This window comes from Streptococcus orisratti DSM 15617, from assembly GCF_000380105.1.
In the GTDB taxonomy this organism is placed as follows: domain Bacteria; phylum Bacillota; class Bacilli; order Lactobacillales; family Streptococcaceae; genus Streptococcus; species Streptococcus orisratti.
Map to the genome: position 1 here is coordinate 1 of NZ_KB904452.1, position 20,011 is coordinate 20,011.

Genomic DNA, 20,011 nt, shown 5'->3' on the forward strand with positions numbered 1-20,011 from the left:
CTTAAAAGGTGTGGAAGTCTATTTTGCCCATCCTTATGCTTCTCATGAAAGAGGAACAAATGAAAATTTCAATGGTCTCTTGAGAGAGTTTCTCCCAAAAGGTGTCTCTCTTAACTCACTAAAGACAGAAGAACTCAATCACTACGTCTCTGCTATCAATGACAGACCTAGACGACTTCACAAGTATAAAACCGCAAATATTTTGTTTGGGCTAGCCCAAACAGCTTAACCTCTGGAACTCTAGTTATCAATGAACTTGTTGCACTTGACTTGACAAGTGGGGCCATTCTTCTTGGAAAAGGTGAAGCAATGAAAATCATAATAGACTCATCCGACATTGGTTACCTAAGGGAAGCAAAAATGCGACCCAACAACAAGTCGCATTCATTGAAAATTGGATGAACAACTATCCAAAGAAAATACTAGGTTACAAATCTCCTAGAGAGTTTTTACAAAAGGGATAACTTGAAATTTGGCATACCCAATTATAAATCGTTCTTTATTTTCTCAGAAGTCATTTTTTCTTTGATTTCATCGTAAGAAAGTGCATGTGCTTCTTCTGTATCATTTTCTAACTCATCAGGCATTTTTCCTGTTTCAAAAATTGACTTGATTTGTGCAGCATCAAGTGTTTCGTACTTAAGAAGTGCTTCAGCGATGAGTTTGTGAGCTTCACGGTTACTTTGAATGATATCAGCAGCTTTATTTCTTGCTTCATTAAGTAAATCACGTACCTCATCATCAATCATCTTAGCAGTTTCTTCAGAATAAGTCTTTTCTGGACTAATTTGACCGGCCATCATTGCATGGTTTCCAGCATATTGGACAGGACCTAGTTTTTCACTCATACCATATTCTGTTACCATAGCCCGTGCCATAGCACTTGCTTGTTCAAAATCATTTGAAGCACCTGTCGTTTGAGCATTGAAGATAATTTCTTCAGCTACACGGCCACCCATCAAACCAGCTAGTTGTTCTTTCATATCATCTTTTGAAAGAAGCATTTGATCTTCTTTAGGTAAGGCAATCATATAGCCACCCGCACGACCACGTGGAACAATGGTTACCTTATGAACAACACGAGCATTTGAAAGTATCAAACCAACGATGGTATGACCAGCTTCATGATAAGCGACCATTTGACGTTCTTTTTCAGAAATTGAGCGATCTTTCTTAGATGGTCCTGCAATCACACGATCCTCAGCCTCATCGATATCGGAAGCATCAATAATTTTTTTATTGCGACGAGCGGCAACAAGTGCTGCTTCGTTCAAAACGTTTTCAAGGTCTGCACCAACAAATCCTGGGGTTTGTTGAGCGACTACTTTTAAATCAACGTCATCTGCAAGTGGTTTATTTTTCGCATGGACACGTAAAATAGCTTCACGGCCTTTCACATCAGGGCTACCTACAAGTACTTTACGGTCAAATCGTCCTGGACGAAGAAGAGCTGGGTCAAGGACGTCACTACGGTTTGTTGCTGCGATGACAATAATGCTTTCATTACCCTCAAAACCGTCCATCTCAATCAAAAGTTGGTTAAGGGTTTGCTCGCGTTCATCATTGCCGCCACCCATACCAGCACCACGACGGCGTCCGACAGCATCAATTTCGTCAATAAAGATGATTGCGCGCTCTGCTTTTTTAGCATCCTCAAATAGAGAGCGCACACGACTGGCACCAACACCAACAAACATTTCTACAAAGTCTGAACCTGAGATGGAGAAAAATGGAACTCCTGCTTCACCTGCGACAGCTTTTGCTAAAAGTGTCTTACCAGTCCCTGGAGGTCCCTCAAGAAGAACTCCGGCTGGAATACGAGCACCAAGTGCTTTATATTTTTTCGGATTTTTAAGAAAATCAACAACTTCAACAAGCTCTTGCTTTTCTTCCTCGGCACCAGCAACATCAGAAAAACGAACTTTAACATCGCCTTTATTTTGAGAACGTGCTTTATTTTTTCCGAAACTCATTGCACCACGAGCGCCAGCACCACCTTGATTCATCATCATCATCATGAAAATTGCAAAAATCAATAATGGGAGGAAGCTAACTAGGTAACTAATCCATGTACCACTTGAACTTTCTGGTTTTACTGATACTTTAACATTAGCATCTTCTGCAGCACTCGTAATCTTATCAACGGAGGAGTCACTTGGCAAGATAATGGAAGTAAAACGAGAAACTTTTGTTGTGCTAGAACCTTCTAAAAACGAGAAATTTGAAGTAGTCTCCACGCTTTGAGATTTTTTGTATTCTCCACTAATTTCAATGATACTTCCGCTAGGCTGATACGTGATAGACTTAATGTCTCCAGCTTTGATTTGCTTAACTAACGTAGAGTAATTAATTTGCTGACTTTGTGTATTTGTTCCTCTGAGATAGTATTGGAAGGCTGTAATGAGCGCTACAATGACTAAAATATAAACAAAGGAATTTCGCACAAAGCCGTTATTCTTATTATTTTTCATATAATACTAATCGACTTTCTATTTTGAATAAACTTCTTCTTTTAGAACTCCCACATAGGGCAGATTACGATAATTTTCAGCATAGTCTAAACCAAAACCAACAATAAATTCATTTGGCACATTGTAGCAAACATAATCAGCGTCAATTTCTACAACACGACCTTCTGGTTTATCAAACAAGGTAACAATTTTAACTGATTTTGCTTGACGGTATTTAAACATATCTCTGAGATACTTTAATGTACGTCCTGTATCAATGATATCTTCAACAAAAATAATGTCTCGTCCTTCAACGTTGGTGTCAACATCCTTGAGAATTTTAACTTCTCCGCTGCTGGTGGTTCCTCCTTGATAGCTTGACACAACCATGAAATCAATTTCTACATGCGTATCAATATGCTTCATTAATTCTGCCATAAAAGGAACTGAACCTTTTAAAACACCTACTAAAAGTGGATTTCTGTCTTGATAATCCTTTGTTAACTGCGCACCAAGCTCTTTGGTTTTTGCAATGATTTCTTCTTCTGAGTACAGAATTTTTTGAATGTTTTGTTCTAGCATAGCATCACCTATTCTATTTTTTCAATATACAGTTTAGCTTTCATTATACCATCTTTAGAGGCTTTTCTCAAATAAGTTTTACCATCAACAAGCACAAAAATGATTTTTCCGTCTTGTTCTCCAACAATAGCTTCTTGGCGGGCTTGTGTTGAAATCTTATTATCAATAAACAAACGCCTGAGTTTCTTTGAAAAACTTCCAAAGTCAATTTTATCTCCAGCTTTACGTTGTCTTAATAATATTGGAGCTGTATTTTCTATAAAAATCTCCTGAAAAACCTTAGATAGTTTGTGAAATGAAAATCGATACTGACCATATTTGACTATATTGTCATATTCTAGCACTTTTTCAGTTTTCTCCCTATACGTCTTAGGACTGATTTTTTCAATGCTAAAAACCTCAGCAGTCTTTTTTAAAAAATAACCATTTTTTATAGGGTAATTCAGAGAATCTTTTGTCCGAACAAAATTTAACATCTCTTGAAATTGCTCTCGTGAAAGATGTAAGTCTGGAAAATTTTCCAAATAATTTTGTAATAGCAGTTCCTGAACTGCTGATGACTGTTTTAAAAAGGTTTGGCAGTTGGTCACATCAATCCCTACTGTCAGATCCTGGAAAGCCTGAAAAACTAATTGACTTTCATAAGCAAGGTGATTTAAAGCTAACTTAAATTGGGGATTTTCTTCTTCAAGCATGGGAAAGTAACTATTACGGATACGATTTCTTAGATAATGGGGAGAAGCATTAGAAGAATCCTCAAAATGAAAGATATCTGGTAATTCTGATTTTGATAGACTTAAAAAAGGTCTAATGAGTTGTCCATTTCCAAAATTCTGAACGGATTTTATACCTCTTAGATGACGCAGGCGACTACCTCGTAACAGGCGCATAAAAACAGTCTCTGCCTGATCATCTGCATGATGTGCTGTAACTAAGGCAGTGTAATTGTAATCCTGCATCACTTGTTTAAAAAATTCATATCGAAAGTCACGCGCAGCCTTTTCTGAAAAAATGCCAGAAAAATTTGAGACATAGATAGGTAATCTATGTTCTTGAGCAAAACGTCTGAGAAAATCCTCTTCCATTTCAGATTCGGGACGCTGTTTATGATTAATATGGGCTATTCCAATCTCAATGTCAAGATTTTCTCGGTATAAATACAAAAAGTGCAGCAGATTCATAGAATCTACTCCACCGGAAACAGCTATTAAAACCTTTTTATGGTGGTCAAAATATGCTTTTTTCTGAATGTCTTTTAATAATTTAGCGTACATGTTATTTTAAGATACTGTAAACATCGTTAGCGATGTTTGTAATGTCCTGGTAAGAAGAGTTATTGGTAAAAATAGATAATATGAAAGGTTTGTTGGTATAAACAATGGCAACATCATGCTTATAATCATAAGCATCACCAATTTTATGAGCAACCTGAACGGTGATATCTTTAGAAATGCGTTCGTTATCAAATTCTGTCTCAGAAAGATAATTGATAATTTGTCCATTTTGATAGAAGATAGCCTCCAGTAAATCAGCAGCTTCTTTAGAAGACATTTGACGTTCTTTCATATCAAAGGAGTCACCTAGGATTGATGATATTTCAGTCTCAAAACTCTTATCGTACTGATTAGCGACATAATAGCCCAATATATTAGTTGCTACATTATCTGAATGCTGTGCAACTTCTTTTAATAGGTTATCCACACTATAATCTTTGTTATCTGCTGATTTAACCATTTTGCCACTGCCACTAGGGTCATAGGCTTTAGAAAATTGATTAACTGCATCAATATATTTAAAGCTGTCAGTAGTCTTAATATTAGCTTCTTGAATCTGCTCTTGAGTGTAGTAGAGAGTTGCTAACTTGGCAATGCTTGCTGCGTACATTTTTTCATCTTGATTAATTCCTGCAGTTAGTCCAGTATCCAGCTGCTTAACAAAAATACTAAAATCAGACTTGTTATATTTCTGCGACAAGACTTTTTGAACTTTTTCTATACGATTATCATTTTTAGAAAGAAATTCTTCAGAAATCCAACCCTTGCCATTAATTTTATAATAACTACCATGCTCAGTAACCGCATGTTGGCTGACAGTCACCTGACTGTATGCAACTAGATCAGATCTGACAGTCTTACTTCCTAAAACATAGGGGGTGTCATAAAGAATAAACCCGTCTTTTAGCCAATAATTTTCATTAATAGATTCCTGTCTAAGAATCACATCGTCATAAATAGATTGATGACTAGCTTCTAGATATGTTCCATCTGATAATTCAAAAACAGGAATTGATTGAGCATTAACTTTCAAATCAATAATTTTAAGTGCTTTGTCTGGCAGCAAAATTTTATCTTGAACCGTTAAGTTCTCATCTTTATAAGAAGCTGTCTCCTGATAAAGATTGGGATTTGACGGAATATTTTCAAAGTAGGTAGACTCAGTCACAACATCAGCGGTTAGATGGTATTTATCTATATTAGATAGAACTGGTGTTTTTTCCGTACTAATCACGGAAAAAGGAGACAAAAAAAACGGTATTAGCATGACAGCAAATAGTTTTTTCACAGGCTCCTCCTTCCATTAATTTGTATCATTTTGATGATTTTCTTCTCTTAATTTTTGATTTTTCTCAGCTAATTCCTCTAACTTTTCATCTGAATAAGCTAAAAATTTTTCAATCGTTTCTATTAAATGTTCCATTTTATTTTGGTAATAAACTTGGTACAGGGTATATTGTTTCCCCTTGCCGTGCTAAATAATACTTTGCTCGCGCATATTTTTCAACATAATCTTCGTTTTTTAATTGCTCAACTAACAACTTTTCTTGCTGGGTTTCTTTAGTTAAACTTTGATATTCTTTAGTTAATTTGACAACTTCATCTTTGCGTTCTTGCAAATTTCTATAACTGCTGACCAAATTGTAAGCTGGCAAAATAAATAAAAGCATAACGAAAACCAAAACAGTTCCCATAAAACGATTTTTTTTGCGATTTTCTTCTTCTCTGTAACGTTTTTTGAGATTTTCATCAGTGATGTACTGATTATTCAACTGAACAATATTAGGCTTTTTCATCTGTTTCAATCCTTGTTTCACTGATGATTTCATACATCTTAGACGCATCTTCTTTTTTGGTACTGTCTTTCATTTCCAGCACACGAACAGTTAAAAGTTTATTACCAAAACGCACTTCTACTTCGTCATTAATTTTTAAATCAGTTGATGATTTAGCTAAAATACCGTTGACCTTAACACGTCCTTTATCAGCAACTTCTTTAGCTACAGGACGACGCTTGATGATACGTGAGACTTTCAAGTATTTATCTAATCGCATACTTTCTCCCTTCAAAACTGTCAATCACTTTCATTTTATCACTTTTTTTGAAAAATAGCAGAGCTACATAGCATTTGTCAATAGAATGTAATAAAAAGAGAGTCTAAAAACTCTCTTGATTACCAAAATATCAAATCAGAGACAACAGTACCTACAAGGAAAATAAGCCACACATCAAGACAAATATTAAACTAATTGTAAACCAAATTTTACTTAAAACCGTTGATTTAATAAGTCTTTAAAACATCTGCTTAGACAGTCAAAAAAATACTATCTCAAGTAAATCAGAGTTTTCAGGAAATTTATACGACATTGCTATTGAAGTACAAGGAATTACAGCAACAAAATAGTTCAGTATTTCCCTTCAGGAATACAAAGGAGACTCCCAACTTAAATAAGTTAGGAGTCTCAGGAGATTTATGAAAAAGAAAAGTTTTAAGATGGTTATAGTATATGATTCCTTGCTTAAATTTTTCTTAACAATCAATTTTTTTGTTGACGATTTTTAATTTCTGCAAATCCTTGTCCAAATTTGAGAAGTTCCTCAAGGATTTCATAATTTTTCCTTTGACAAACATTGAAAATAATCTCCATTTTACCTTTATTTTCACTTATTTGCGCCTTCAAATTAGTTTTGGACAAGGCTTCAAAATAATCCTGTGTCAAAAATAAAGCTAACGAGGCTTTTTCAAAACGAACAGTTACCCTATCTTGTTTACGCTCTACTAATTCAACAAATATGGAATCCATATAGTATTTTAAGAGCCCAATTTCAATGAGATAGGCAACTTGATCTGGGTATTCGCCAAAACGATCAATAAGCTCATCTTGTAAATTCTGATAATCTTCTTGTCCTTCAATTGAACGAATACGTTTGTAAATATCGATTTTTTGTCGTTCATCATTTATATAATCATTTGGCAGATAAGCATCAATTTGTAGATTTATTTCTGCATTACTCTTACGACGGGCAGTTGATTTTCCCTGCTTCTTAGCAATAGCCTCTTCAAGCAACTGAGAGTACATCTCAAAACCGACTGAATCAATAAATCCGCTCTGTGATGCTCCTAAGATATTTCCTGCTCCACGGATTGACAAATCACGCATGGCAATTTTAAAACCAGAACCAAGCTCTGTAAAGCCTTTTATGGCATCCAGGCGCTTTTCTGAAATCTCTGTCAACACTTTATCTGGACGATACATAAGGTAGGCGTAAGCAATACGATTAGAACGGCCAACACGACCCCTAAGTTGATACAATGTTGACAATCCCATGTGGTCAGCATTCTCAATAAAGAGAGTATTAACATTTGAAATATCTACACCTGTCTCAATGATAGTTGTTGCAACCAATACATCATAAACACCATCAATAAAGTCCATTAGTGTATTTTCAAGCTGAATCTCACTCATCTGACCATGAACAAAGCCAATTGAGGCCTCTGGAACGAGTTCTTGTAATTCAGCCACTTTCTGATCAATAGTGTCAACACGATTGTAAACGTAAAAAATCTGTCCTCCACGATCCATTTCACGTATAATAGCTTCCCGAACTAGCCCAGGGTTTGTTTCGAGAACATATGTTTGAACAGGATAACGATTTGTAGGTGGTGTTTCAATAACAGATAAATCTCGAATTCCAAGCATTGACATATGAAGAGTACGAGGAATTGGAGTTGCTGTTAAAGTCAAGACATCAACCCTCGTCTTTAGCTCTTTAAGCTTCTCCTTGTGTTTAACCCCAAAGCGTTGCTCCTCATCAATAACAATAAGACCCAAATCAGAAAACTCAACATCTTTGGAGAGGAGACGGTGTGTTCCAATAATAATATCAACCTGTCCTTGTTTAAGTTTTTCCAGAGTTTCATTCTGCTCTTTTTTACTACGAAAACGACTAAGTACATCAACATTAACAGGATAGTTATCAAATCGCTCTGCAAAATTAGTATAATGCTGTTGAGCAAGGACTGTTGTTGGTACCAAAACAGCTACTTGTTTATGATCTTTAACCGCTTTGAAAGCAGCTCGCATAGCTACCTCTGTCTTACCAAAACCAACATCGCCAACAAGCAGACGATCCATCGGTTTGTTGTCTTCCATGTCATGCTTGATTTCCATAATAGAACGCAGCTGGTCTTCTGTTTCAACATAAGCAAAATCGTCATCAAATTCACGCTGCAAGTCGTCATCTGGAGAAAAGGAAAATCCCTTCAGTTGACTACGTTCCGCATATAACCTTAGTAAGTCATCTGCTATATCTTCAACTTGTTTTGTAACTTTTTGCTTTGTTTTCTGAAAACGTCCATCATTAAGTTTATTGATTTTAGGCTCTTTTCCACCTGCTGAAACATATTTTGACAGACTCTCAATCTGTTCAACAGGCAAAGAAATCTTAGCTGAATCTTGATACTGGATACTCAAATAATCCCTATGAGTTCCATGAATCTCTATTGTTTCAATACCTAAAAATTTTCCAATTCCATGGACATGGTGAACGACATAGTCACCTTTTGATAACTCATTGTAATCCTTGAGGCGTTCTGCATTACTAATATTAGAGCGACGAATTTTACGCTTAATTTTCTTATGATAAATTTCATGCTCTGTAATCAGAACAACCTTCTCATCAGCAAAATAAAATCCTGTTGCCAGATTTCCAATAATCAGCTGAGCTTCTTTCGGAGTAATATCATTAACATCACTGATAGGTAATTCTAAATCATATTCTTGTAAATTTTCTTGTAAACGTTCTAAACCATGCTGAGAATCTACTTGCAACAAAATTGTAGCATTGGATTTCTGATAACGACGAATTTCATCAATTAGAAGAGGAAATTGATTGAAAAATTCTTGCATTGGATATTGTGTAAAGTTATGTAACTTATCAAATTTAAGATTACCAAGTCCCTTGTGAAAATTTGAAAAGAAAGTTGCTGGTTGATAGTTCTTCAAGTCTTTATAAACATCAGCAAAATAGTCTAAACTTGACACTGCTTTACCTTTTTGTAAATCTTCTGTCAAGAGATTAGCAATTTCTAAATCAAACTTGGCATTACGATCAACAATTTTTTGAAAGTCATCAAAAAACACTGGGATTTTTTTAGGAATATAATCTAATAACGTCCATTTTTTTTCATAAAATAAAGAAGAAAAGCGTCTCACATCTTGATGTTTAAAGTGATTTCTGGTTGCTGATAAGAGTTCTTCCAAATAGCTTTTTGAATCCTTACTAGCTAATTGATAATGATGCTCTAATTTAGATACTGCTCTGTTAAAATCATCGGCAGTCAAAATCATATCATCTGCTGCTGATAATTCAATATTTTCTAAACTAGTTAGAGACGTTTGACTTTCCACATCAAACTGACGAATACCATCAATTTCATCACCAAAAAATTCAACTCGATAAGGGACCTCCTCTGTAATCTCGTAAATATCTAAAATGTCACCGCGATGACTAAATTCACCTGGACTAGAAACCTGAGACACTTTTTGATAGCCGATGGTTGACAATGTTTTTACTAGAGTGTCAAGTTCATATTCATTACCTACCGATAGCGAAATCTGGCTCTTACTGTATGTCTCTGGGCTGGGAAGTAAGATGCGCATTCCTGTCAAACTAGTAATTAGTACGCCAGTCTGATTTTCATCCATCAGAAAATTTAGACTTGTTAATCTTGAAATAGCTTTATCAAGTGAAGCAAAAATAAACTCTGCCGCTGCTACATCATCTGCAAAAAATTGATAGACTTTTTCCTCACCAATAAGACTAGAGAGATCACTTGCCAATTTCTCTGACTCATTCTGAGTAGGAGTCACCACAACTATCTTTCCATTATTTTCTTGGAATGCTGAAGCGATAGCTACCGCCTTACTCGAACCTGAAAATCCCATAACAAGCTGACGACCAAAACTTGTCAGTTGGGTTTGCCATTCTTTGATAGCTTTATTTTGATTAAATAAATCACTAATATTCATCTTTTTAACCATTAAACTTTCGCATGACTTTTTCAAAATCACTTTCTTGTAAATAAAAATTGACAGCCTTATCAACCTTATCTAGAGCATTAGAAATTAAAATAGCTTCATCATCCTTAAACTTTCCAAGAACATGATTAATCACTGTCATTCCTGGTGCTGGACGACCAATGCCAATTTTAAGACGATTAAATTCTTGACTACCAATATGGGCTATAATGGATTTAATACCATTATGGCCACCTGCAGAACCTTTTTGACGGAAACGTATTTTTCCAACCTCCATATCTAAATCATCATAAATCACTAATAAATCTTCAATAGGAATATTGTAATAAGTTAAGAGTGCTTTAACTGCTAACCCCGAATTATTCATAAAAGTTATTGGTTTTACAAAATAAATTTTTTCTCCATTTAAAAATGTTGAACCTATTAAAGCTTTAAAATTTTTATCTTCTGTAAAGTTGATGTCAATTTCATTGACAATTTTGTCAACAACCATAAAACCAATATTATGGCGTGTATTTTCATATTTTGAGCCTGGATTTCCCAAACCCACAATCATTTTTACCATTGTATTTTCCTTTCAAAACAGCAAAAGGACTGAAAAAAATTTTTTTCAGTCAAGTTTCAATTGTAATTAACGAGGGTTAAACATTAAAGCGGAACTCCATAATATCACCGTCTTGAACAATATATTCTTTTCCTTCTTCACGTAGACGACCTGCCTCTTTGACTGCTTTTTCAGAGCCATACTTGATAAGGTCATCATAGGACATGGTCACCGCACGAATGAATCCACGTTCAAAGTCTGAGTGGATAATTCCAGCTGCTTGAGGAGCCTTGATACCTCGTTTGAAAGTCCAAGCACGTACTTCCTTTTCTCCTGCTGTAAAGTAAGTACCAAGACCAAGCAAATGGTAGGCAGCACGCGTCAACTTGTCCACGCCTGATTCTGTCAAACCGAGGGCTTCTAAAAATTCACCCTTATCCTCGTCATCTAGTTCAGAAATTTCCTCTTCAGCACGCGCTGAGATGACAACAACTTCTGCATTTTCAGTAGCCGCAAATTCTCGAATTTGTTGAACATATTTGATGTTGTCTGGATTTGCAACTTTATCTTCATCAACATTAGCCACATAAAGAACTGGTTTAGTCGTTAAAAGAAAAAGTTGCTTAACGATTTTTTGCTCATCATCTGTAAATTCAACAGTACGAGCTGACTTGCCATCTTCCAAAACTGGTTTAATTTTTTGAAGTACATTAAATTCTGCAAGAGAATCTTTATCTTTTTGAGTGCGAGCAATTTTTTCTACACGTGCGTAGCGTTTATTAATAGACTCAAGATCTGCCAAAATCAATTCCAAATTGATTGTTTCAATATCTGCTATTGGATCCACAAATTCGGATTCACGTCCTTGTTCACGCATAACATTTTCATCATCAAAGGCACGGACCACATGAACAATAGCATCAACCTCACGGATATTAGCTAAGAATTTGTTTCCAAGCCCCTCACCCTTAGAAGCACCTTTTACGATACCCGCAATATCGGTAAATTCAAAAGTGGTTGGTACTGTCTTTTTAGGGGTAATGAGCTCTGTCAACTTCTGTAAACGCTCATCTGGAACTTCTACCATGCCAACATTTGGATCAATAGTCGCAAATGGGTAGTTGGCAGCTTCTGCACCTGCCTTTGTAATTGCATTAAATAGAGTTGATTTACCAACGTTCGGCAAACCAACGATACCTGCTGTTAAAGCCATTTTTTACTCTCCAATTAAAAATTCAATCGTAATCATTATATCAAAAATATAGTAAAAGGAAAAACATTATCTAGAATGAAGGTAGCTGGTTGAAAAGTATGAAAACATCCCATAGCACTTTTTAATCCATATTGAAGAAGCTGTATGAATTTAATAAACTAATATTCACCGAGTATTTAGATCAATTTAGATTTTTCTTCTATACAGTAACCTTTAAGATCCATTGATACTAATATTTTTAACTTTATTTGTGACTTTATTTGTGATAGTGATTTTTCATATATTTTTTCATGATTAACAAAATATCTTGATAAGTTTTAATTTGTGTTTGAGGTGATACTTTGAGTCCTTTTTCGGTAAGGTATTTCTGAGCTTGATCAAGATGTTTTTCCTGATAACGATGGCTTGTCACAGTTAAAATGTAAGCAACTAACAAAATAAATATTGGTACAGCAATAAATGGTGCAATATAGATAGGTTTTATTTGTACAGCATCAGAAATAATTTGAGCATCACCGTCACTATTTTTGATACGATGACCACGTACTAAAAGACGGTGGGTGTTAATTCCATAGGGAGTACATGTCACCAAGGTAACATAATCTTGCTCAGAATCTATGGTTAGACTGGATAAATCTGTTGGTTCTACGACACGAATTTGGTCAACTTGGTAGGTTAGCGTTTCATTAAGAATGTGAATGGTAAAAATATCTCCTTCACGCAGTTGGTCAAGGTCTGAAAAAAGCTTTGCAGAAGGCAAACCGCGGTGTCCAGACAAAACGCTGTGTGTCCCTTTACCACCGACTGGCAAGGAAGTACCTTCAAGATGTCCGATAGAAGTCTGAAGAACTGACTCATCTGTTCCGTGGAAGATGGATAATTTAACATTGATTTTAGGAATTTCAATGTAACCCATAATACCATTTTTATTGAAATTTAATTCTGCATTATAGGCAGCCTTATCTTGATCTGAGAAATTCCAGTTGATACCGTGAGTCTCATTATAATTTTTAGCACTTGTTAAAATGCTTGCATAATCTGTTTCTGACATTTTTGAAACACTCTCAGAGTAGGACATGATAGCTTCTGATTGGTGGAAAGAATTCCAATAATCACTGACTGAAGGATAGGCCAATAAAGCAAAACCTAGCAAAAAGACAAGTGGCATGATAACAGATTTCCATCGCTGCTTTACCCGATTTCCCATAGATGAGCTCCTTTCTAAAAAATATCTCTTGTCCCCACACTTCCACAGTTTAGCCATTATCCCTCAAAAGAAAACCATTAAACCATAGAAGTCTAGGGACACCTAGACCAAAAAATATCTTCGGAAATACCGCCATACAACTGTTAGCACTTCCGAAGATGACTTTTTTTTATTGAATCAGTGAATATTATTCATGCGACGTTTAGAAATCATGTAAACAAACGCAGCAAGTAGGAGGACAGAACCCGCAATATAGAACATTGTTGTACCAAATGAACCTGTTGATGGCAATTCAGCACCTTTCTTATTGACAACGTTTGAAGTATTTGTTGCTGTTGATGAAATACTTACTTCTTTACGTTCTGTCAAAATGTTGTAACCATTAGGAGCCTTGATTTCTTCAAGATAGTACTTTGTATTATCTCCTTTAAGACCTTTGATAACAACTTTACCAGCTTCAATGACTTGACCGTTTTCACTGGCTTCAGCAACACGGTAAGTACCATCTGTATTTTTAACAACTTTAATTTCATTGCCACCGCTTGCTGCATCATAAAGTTTGAATTCAGCACCAGTCAATGTATCAGAACCATCTTCTTTAGATGTTTTGTTCAATGTGAATTGATACGTGTAAACTTTTGGATCTGGATCTGGATTTGGATCTGGGATTGGAGTTTCTCCATCTGCTGTTGTGTAAGAAATCTTAGCTGAGTTACTTGCTGTACCATCTTGTGCACCAGCTTTTACAGTGGCTTTATAGGTAACAACGACTTCTGCTGGGGAATTGTAGATAGTTGTCTTACCATCAACTTTTACCCAAGAAAGTTCAATAGTCATTTTACCGTCTGTACCATAAGTTGGAGTTACTGTGACTTCTTTCCCATCAACAGTCACCTTAACAGTTGATTGATTGATTTCCAAGTCAGAAGGGGTATCGACAATAGTGTATTTAGTGATTAATTTTGAATCAGTACCGCTTGTTGTAACGTAGTTAGTTGCATTGAAGGCAATCTTATAGTCAATCACATCCCCAATCTTAGCAGTTGTTTCTGAGGTTGTTGCACCATTTACTACGATTTTCTTCGCGCCATCATTAGGAATATCTGGATTTGTTGTATTCTTATCTTTGATAGTTGCATTTGGATTTGTACTGTCAACAGTAATAGTTGTTCCAAGTGAAGATTTTACATAGTAGTAGCCATAGGTTAGGTTTGAGAAAACAAGTGTGTTGTCCTCTGCTTTAGCACTCTTCACTTCTGTTCCAAAACCCGCTGCCCAAGTTTTGAAGGCATCGCTTGAAACATCAATGTTGTCCTTAGCAAGAACATTTCCAGATTTATCAACGCTAAAGAAATCATTTCCTGTAAAGTTTTTACCAGTAGGAACCTTGTAAGAAATAGCTCCGTTACCATCTACTGTAGCGTCAAACAGTTTGTAGATTGTATAAGTTTGGCCTTGAGCTGCATTATCAATTGTGATGCTTGCTGTACCACCTGCACCGGTGTCTACACTTTGCGCATTAACTTGCCCACCTACGAAAAGAAGAGCCAGCGTTGCAAAAAGAGTAGTTAAAAATTTTGTCATGTTTTTCATGAAATCCTCTTTCTTTTTCCTAAAATAGCGTGTCACTGTTAAGAGGAAGCTAGTAGCTCCTCCTAATAATGAAGAGTTAAGTAAGTTCAATCGTAGTTTTCGTTCGTTGTTACCTTTAAGAATTAACTATAGCAACAACTTTCTCAAACACGATAAGTGACCGATGGGAGTTGTTAAGATTGACCACTCCTTTCACGGTTATGGTTCATCCATAAACTGCCAAGCAATGCAATTACCATCAAAGTGATACCAGCTATGATGAAAACATATTTTCCGCTACCACCTGTGCTAGGTAAGGCTTTACCTGCTTCATTGGCAATCTGGATACGATTGCTGTAACCACCAGCTGCCGCTGTAAGCTGCGCTTTGGTATATGAGCTAATAGCTGTGCCATTTTCATCCGACAAAGCAACAGTAAAGATCTTATTACCAGAGGTGTCTGTAGCCTCTGTCACTGTGAAATACAAGTAACTATCAAGAACGATATAGCCATCTGGTGCTGCTGTTTCCTTGATACGGTAACGACCAGCTGTCAAGCCAACTGGAATATTAACTCCAGCATCAGCTGATGCTATCGCTAATTCTCCAACACCACTGATTGCAGCCCAAGAAATGCCATCCCACTTACTAATTTCAAATTTTCCACCTGCAAGAGCAGACCAATTAGGTGTCGTTTTTTGAAGATTTATGGTTGGAGTGACAGTCAGATCTCCGTTAACAATGGTGATATCATAGTTCTGGACTTTAGTATTAATATCTGCAGTGTAAGTAAAGGTATTGGCTGATGATCCTGGAGCCGTTTGGCTACCTGTCACATCGTAGGTCATTCCTTCACCAAAGACAAAACCTTCATCAGCAGTTGTTTGCGAAGGATTTACTACCTTATTGGTCAAGGCTTGACCATCATAAGCCTTAGTGTCTGACGCAGATGTCAATGTAACCTTACGCGGTTTGATAATCAGGCTACCATCAGATACTTCGAAGTTAACATCAAAATTCGTGTTTTCATTTGAGAAACGATTACTAATGCTTAAATTATAGGTACCAGCATCCTTTTGAGTAATAACCTTATCACTGTCACTGCCGTTGAAAACAATGTCACTTTCCTTATACAGGCTATTGCTAATATTACTTATCTTATAAGTGATTGTTTCTGGAATAGCATTGTAAACTTTCTCAATTTTATCACCATCAATAGTAACAGTTACCTTCAACGGACTTACTGTCAATATACCATCAACGTAAGTCACCTTGTAATAGTCCGTATGATCTTTACCAGCTTCATCAACAATACGAGCCTGTTTAGGTGTAGTTCCACTAATTCCCGCATTTACTTGGCCACCATCATAAACAATTGTGTCAAGTTTATCTCCTGATTTTAGATAGTTACTATAGTCACTAATCAAATCTGAAAGTCCTGAGCTCTTAAGCTCTGTCCCATCATAAATTTTCGACTTATCACTAGCTTTTAGCGTGATATTTTTCTTGTAATAAAGATCAATTGTCAGGTTGCCACCATCACTAATCTTATAGACAACTTTATCCCTAGCTTTGTCACTGTCCTCAGAGTGATCATAAGTGTAACCGTCAACAGTCTTATGGTCAAGAACATAGGTCGATGATTTCTTATGATAGGTTGTCAATGCTTCCTGACCATCAATAGGATTACCATCCATATCAAGATAATTAACAGTAATCGCCTTGGTGTCATAACTAGCATACTTAAAGGTGATGACATTATTCGCTGCATTAGAGGTCAGAACTAGGCTCTGGGTATTTTCTATAGGATAATAATCCGTGCCTAGCATATCTGCGGTAACGCCTGTCTGAGTTTTCATGTGGTCTTTATCAACTTTAGTAGCTGACTCTTTAGCACGAATCACACTACCATCGACTGTTTTGGTGACAGTCGGCGCCACCTCAATAGCTGGATTATCCGCTAAAACATAGCGAATAGTGTAATCTACTTCTGCTGCCCTCGGCGTATAATAGAAAATTATTGTGTTGTTATCATAGTCAAGCTGAATTGTTGAGGCTGTCACCTCAGGTCGATAACCTGTAATAGCCAGAGGTTTTTCAGTAATATTCTGACCAACTGTTAAGCTTGGGCTGGTGATTTCCTTATCAGCAGCCAATCTTGTATCACTACCTTTTTCCAGATACTTAACTGTATAGGTCAATGGTTTCAATTCCCACTTAGCAGTCAGCTTGATATCTGAGGTAATTTTCTTATCCCACTCGAATCGCTTACCATCTGACGTGTACCAGCCAAGGAAATTATAATGGTCTCTTGTTGGATCAGTCGGTGCTGTTGCATACTTGTATTTTTTAACCGTTTGATTAGTTGGTGTTGCACTGCTTGCTCCTGCTGTGTCAAAACTTACCGTGAAAGTCGGTGCAATCCACTTAGCATAGAGCGGTAGGTTGTTAGCTGGCATTTTATTGAAGGTATACTTTTCCGTTAACAAGGAATCAGCATACCAACCGCCCCAAGTATAATCTTCATCGACACCGCTTGGACGCGATGGTTGATAATTGTAGGTTGATGTATTGATATTGCTATCGAAGAGAATATCGGATTTTGTCGCTATCTTGTCACTACCATAGTAGTAATCAATATTGTAACTACTTCGTTTGTAGTAGAAACGATAGGTAGAACCAGACGTTCCATAATAGATTGTATTACCTGCCATGAATGACTGATTTGTATAATAGCTATAACCATAAATGTCCTTAGGATTTAGTGTTCCTGACTTTATGAAAGATTGACTATATTTATCTGATTTTTGATAAGAACCATCTGACTGTTGTAACCAGTATTCTACACTGTTTTGAGTACTGTACCTTGTCCAACTTGCTGTGTAAACCCGTGTTGTCCCACTAGCTGGTAGCATATCCGAGGTTACTTCATAACGCTTAGTCTTGAAATTAGGTGACCATAAATCAAAATTATACCCTCCAGAACTATAATAAACTTCCTTAGGATTAGAGGTTGACGATGGCCAATTACTGGAAATATCTTGTCCCAAGACAACATTTGTAATACGATACTGAGTACCAGAGTAAGTTTGACCATTCATTGTAATCCGACCATTAGAATTATTCAAATCAAACACAAAGGTATAACGAATCAGCTTATAGTAGACTTTCAGAACAGAAGTCCCATCCGCAGCAATTTCTATGCTTGATGAAGTATTTTTATCGTTATCTTTTTCATAACCTTCTTTTATGGTTGTCTGAGACGGAGGTGCTCCAATAGTTGAATTTGTTGCCTGGACTGTGGTTCCTACCTTTCCTTGAGATGTCCTTGAACTATCATACACATAGGAAGTCGTCCTTGTGTCATTGTCATAGACTTCTTTGTAGTAGGCTATCGTATAATTTACGGTATTGGGTGTCCATTTAGCATATAGTGTTGTGTTTTCTTTAAGGGTGATACTTCCTGTGATAGGATTGCCCGTCAACTCTGGATTATCATACCAACCCGCAAAAGTATAACCTTCTTTTTGAGGTGTGGTTGTCGTTACCGCAAGCTTGCTTCCGTACAGGGCGGATTGAGAATCGATATTTGATCCGCCATTGCTATTATAAGAAAGATTAAAGGTTTTACGTGTATAGTAAACATAAAGTTTTTGACCGCTAGCTTGTTCAATTTTGACAGTATCAGACTTTTCGTAGTCAGCATACTTATAGGTCAAAATCTTTGGAGTCACGGTTGAGCCTAGAATTCCCCTAGCGCGCACTGTTTGGATTTCTGAATAGCCTGAACCAGTTAAATCCTTGAGCATGTAAACAAAGTCATACTCAGCCGTGTACGGAACATACTGAATACGCTGACTAATTTTATTGTCATCTACACCATCAGCATTATCTAAAGCTTCTAAGTCATCAGCTTTATATTCTAGGATGGATTGCTCAGGATAATAAATCGCATCAGATGCTAAACTAGTATCTTCCTTATTACTCACTTCTGTTGAAGCAGGCGGGGTAATCTGGTAAGGAGTATCACTCTTTTCAAGCTGTACAGTTTCCTTATCAATCGTCACATCTTTATTTTGCGAGTTGTTATGGTAGTAGTATTCAACTGTGATGGTGTAGATATTAATGTTGTTGAAGACCGCCTCAACAGTCATGTTTCCTGTAATAGTGGTATTTTCATCAACAATTTCACCAGTTTCTTTATTAATCCAATGTGAAAAAACATAACCTTCTCTGAAAGGTGATTCTGGAAGAGTTCCTAACTTAGAACCAGAGGCCTTGTCAACCAAGGTTGAGATGGTTTGTTCATTTTCTTCAGAATCTTTGTAAACAAAATTAACAGTATAATAGTCAGCTAAAACTGTTCCGTAGTCAGAAAAGGAATTAGCATCAAAACTAACTTCAGAGACTTGATTATTTTTCTCATCAGTTTGTGCATCAACCAGCTGTACATTGTTATCATCTTCAAAGTGGACGACCTTCATCTGGCTATCTTTGGGCATCTGAACAGCATTGTCTGTCTTAATCTTAACCGACACCGGAGCAGCGGGTTCTACTTCCTGATTGTCATGAACGAATAAAATATCAAAGAAACGCGCATAGGTTAGTTTAGAAACTCCCAATGCTTCCTTGGCTTTCTCATAACGCGACTGGTAGGTCTCCGTTGATGGGACGATTTCAGAAACTTTAAGTTCAACCCCTTGAGGTAGTTGTGCAGTGGCACCAAATGCAACCGTCACTTCATAATCGCTACCCTTTTCAGTCATGACCGTATCCTCAGTAATCAGAGGCTTTCCATCATTTGTCTCTGTTGTACTTTCTAATGTCTGACTATCTTCTTGACTAGATGGGGCACTTTCTTGACTGCTAGCCAGTGGGGCAGTTAAATCTGACAGTGAGCTGGAAGTTACATTTGATGATGGCGGAGCTACATTAAGTCCTGCTGTTTTATCAGCTGTTTGACTATCCAATGTCAATGCTGGCAAAATTAGAGCATATGTTGTTGCAAATACAACAACTACCGCTATAGCAATCCCAAGCTTTTTATATTTTGAACTCCAAATATGCCAGTTTTCTGTTTTGAAAAACTTACGCACACATTTTAACCTCCTTCCTTAAATCAATTTT

At 36.5% G+C, this 20,011-nt stretch carries 14 protein-coding genes and 1 pseudogene; 2 read left to right on the plus strand and 13 right to left on the minus strand.

Annotation, left to right across the window (positions count from 1 at the left end; genetic code table 11):
• Both A3I7_RS0102010 and A3I7_RS14415 read left to right on the plus strand, forming a co-directional pair.
• Nucleotides 1-229, plus strand: a 229-nt coding sequence (locus A3I7_RS0102010; RefSeq protein WP_018375117.1) for an IS30 family transposase, incomplete at its 5' end; no start/stop codon positions are given.
• Between the two features lie 55 nt (nucleotides 230-284).
• Nucleotides 285-464: pseudogene (locus A3I7_RS14415) on the plus strand (IS30 family transposase); the annotation flags it as partial.
• A gap of 21 nt (nucleotides 465-485) precedes the next feature.
• Here A3I7_RS14415 and ftsH read toward each other — a convergent pair.
• The 13 genes from ftsH to A3I7_RS0102080 form a co-directional block, all read right to left on the minus strand.
• Nucleotides 486-2,471, minus strand: a complete 1,986-nt coding sequence (gene ftsH, locus A3I7_RS0102015) for an ATP-dependent zinc metalloprotease FtsH (RefSeq protein ID WP_018375118.1) — start codon at nucleotides 2,469-2,471, stop codon at nucleotides 486-488.
• An 18-nt stretch (nucleotides 2,472-2,489) separates the two neighbouring features.
• Entirely contained in the window at nucleotides 2,490-3,032 is a 543-nt protein-coding gene (gene hpt / locus A3I7_RS0102020) for a hypoxanthine phosphoribosyltransferase (protein WP_018375119.1), read from the minus strand.
• Between the two features lie 8 nt (nucleotides 3,033-3,040).
• Nucleotides 3,041-4,306, minus strand: a complete 1,266-nt coding sequence (gene tilS / locus A3I7_RS0102025) for a tRNA lysidine(34) synthetase TilS (RefSeq protein ID WP_026217087.1) — start codon at nucleotides 4,304-4,306, stop codon at nucleotides 3,041-3,043.
• A 1-nt stretch (nucleotide 4,307) separates the two neighbouring features.
• Nucleotides 4,308-5,594: a serine hydrolase gene (locus A3I7_RS0102030; protein WP_018375121.1), complete on the minus strand. Its 1,287-nt coding sequence runs from the start codon at nucleotides 5,592-5,594 to the stop codon at nucleotides 4,308-4,310.
• Between the two features lie 15 nt (nucleotides 5,595-5,609).
• Entirely contained in the window at nucleotides 5,610-5,729 is a 120-nt protein-coding gene (locus A3I7_RS12290; protein ID WP_018375122.1) for an SP_0009 family protein, read from the minus strand.
• A 1-nt stretch (nucleotide 5,730) separates the two neighbouring features.
• Nucleotides 5,731-6,102 (minus strand): FtsB family cell division protein, encoded by a 372-nt coding sequence (locus tag A3I7_RS0102040; RefSeq protein ID WP_018375123.1) that lies wholly within the window; start codon nucleotides 6,100-6,102, stop codon nucleotides 5,731-5,733.
• Entirely contained in the window at nucleotides 6,089-6,361 is a 273-nt protein-coding gene (locus A3I7_RS0102045) for an RNA-binding S4 domain-containing protein (protein WP_018375124.1), read from the minus strand. Before A3I7_RS0102045 ends, A3I7_RS0102040 begins: the two co-directional genes overlap by 14 nt.
• 483 nt (nucleotides 6,362-6,844) lie before the next feature.
• Complete coding sequence (mfd, locus tag A3I7_RS0102055; RefSeq protein ID WP_026217088.1) at nucleotides 6,845-10,339, minus strand: transcription-repair coupling factor; 3,495 nt, start codon at nucleotides 10,337-10,339, stop codon at nucleotides 6,845-6,847.
• A gap of 4 nt (nucleotides 10,340-10,343) precedes the next feature.
• Nucleotides 10,344-10,913 (minus strand): aminoacyl-tRNA hydrolase, encoded by a 570-nt coding sequence (gene pth / locus A3I7_RS0102060; protein ID WP_018375126.1) that lies wholly within the window; start codon nucleotides 10,911-10,913, stop codon nucleotides 10,344-10,346.
• A 76-nt stretch (nucleotides 10,914-10,989) separates the two neighbouring features.
• Nucleotides 10,990-12,105 (minus strand): redox-regulated ATPase YchF, encoded by a 1,116-nt coding sequence (gene ychF / locus A3I7_RS0102065; RefSeq protein ID WP_018375127.1) that lies wholly within the window; start codon nucleotides 12,103-12,105, stop codon nucleotides 10,990-10,992.
• 256 nt (nucleotides 12,106-12,361) lie between these two features.
• Nucleotides 12,362-13,312, minus strand: coding sequence for a class C sortase (locus A3I7_RS0102070; protein WP_018375128.1), 951 nt, complete (start codon nucleotides 13,310-13,312; stop codon nucleotides 12,362-12,364).
• Between the two features lie 177 nt (nucleotides 13,313-13,489).
• Nucleotides 13,490-14,905: a SpaH/EbpB family LPXTG-anchored major pilin gene (locus A3I7_RS0102075; protein ID WP_018375129.1), complete on the minus strand. Its 1,416-nt coding sequence runs from the start codon at nucleotides 14,903-14,905 to the stop codon at nucleotides 13,490-13,492.
• Between the two features lie 173 nt (nucleotides 14,906-15,078).
• Nucleotides 15,079-19,980 carry an InlB B-repeat-containing protein gene (locus A3I7_RS0102080; protein ID WP_018375130.1) on the minus strand — a complete coding sequence of 1,634 codons (4,902 nt, stop codon included), beginning with the start codon at nucleotides 19,978-19,980 and terminating at the stop codon, nucleotides 15,079-15,081.
• Nucleotides 19,981-20,011 lie beyond the last annotated feature (31 nt).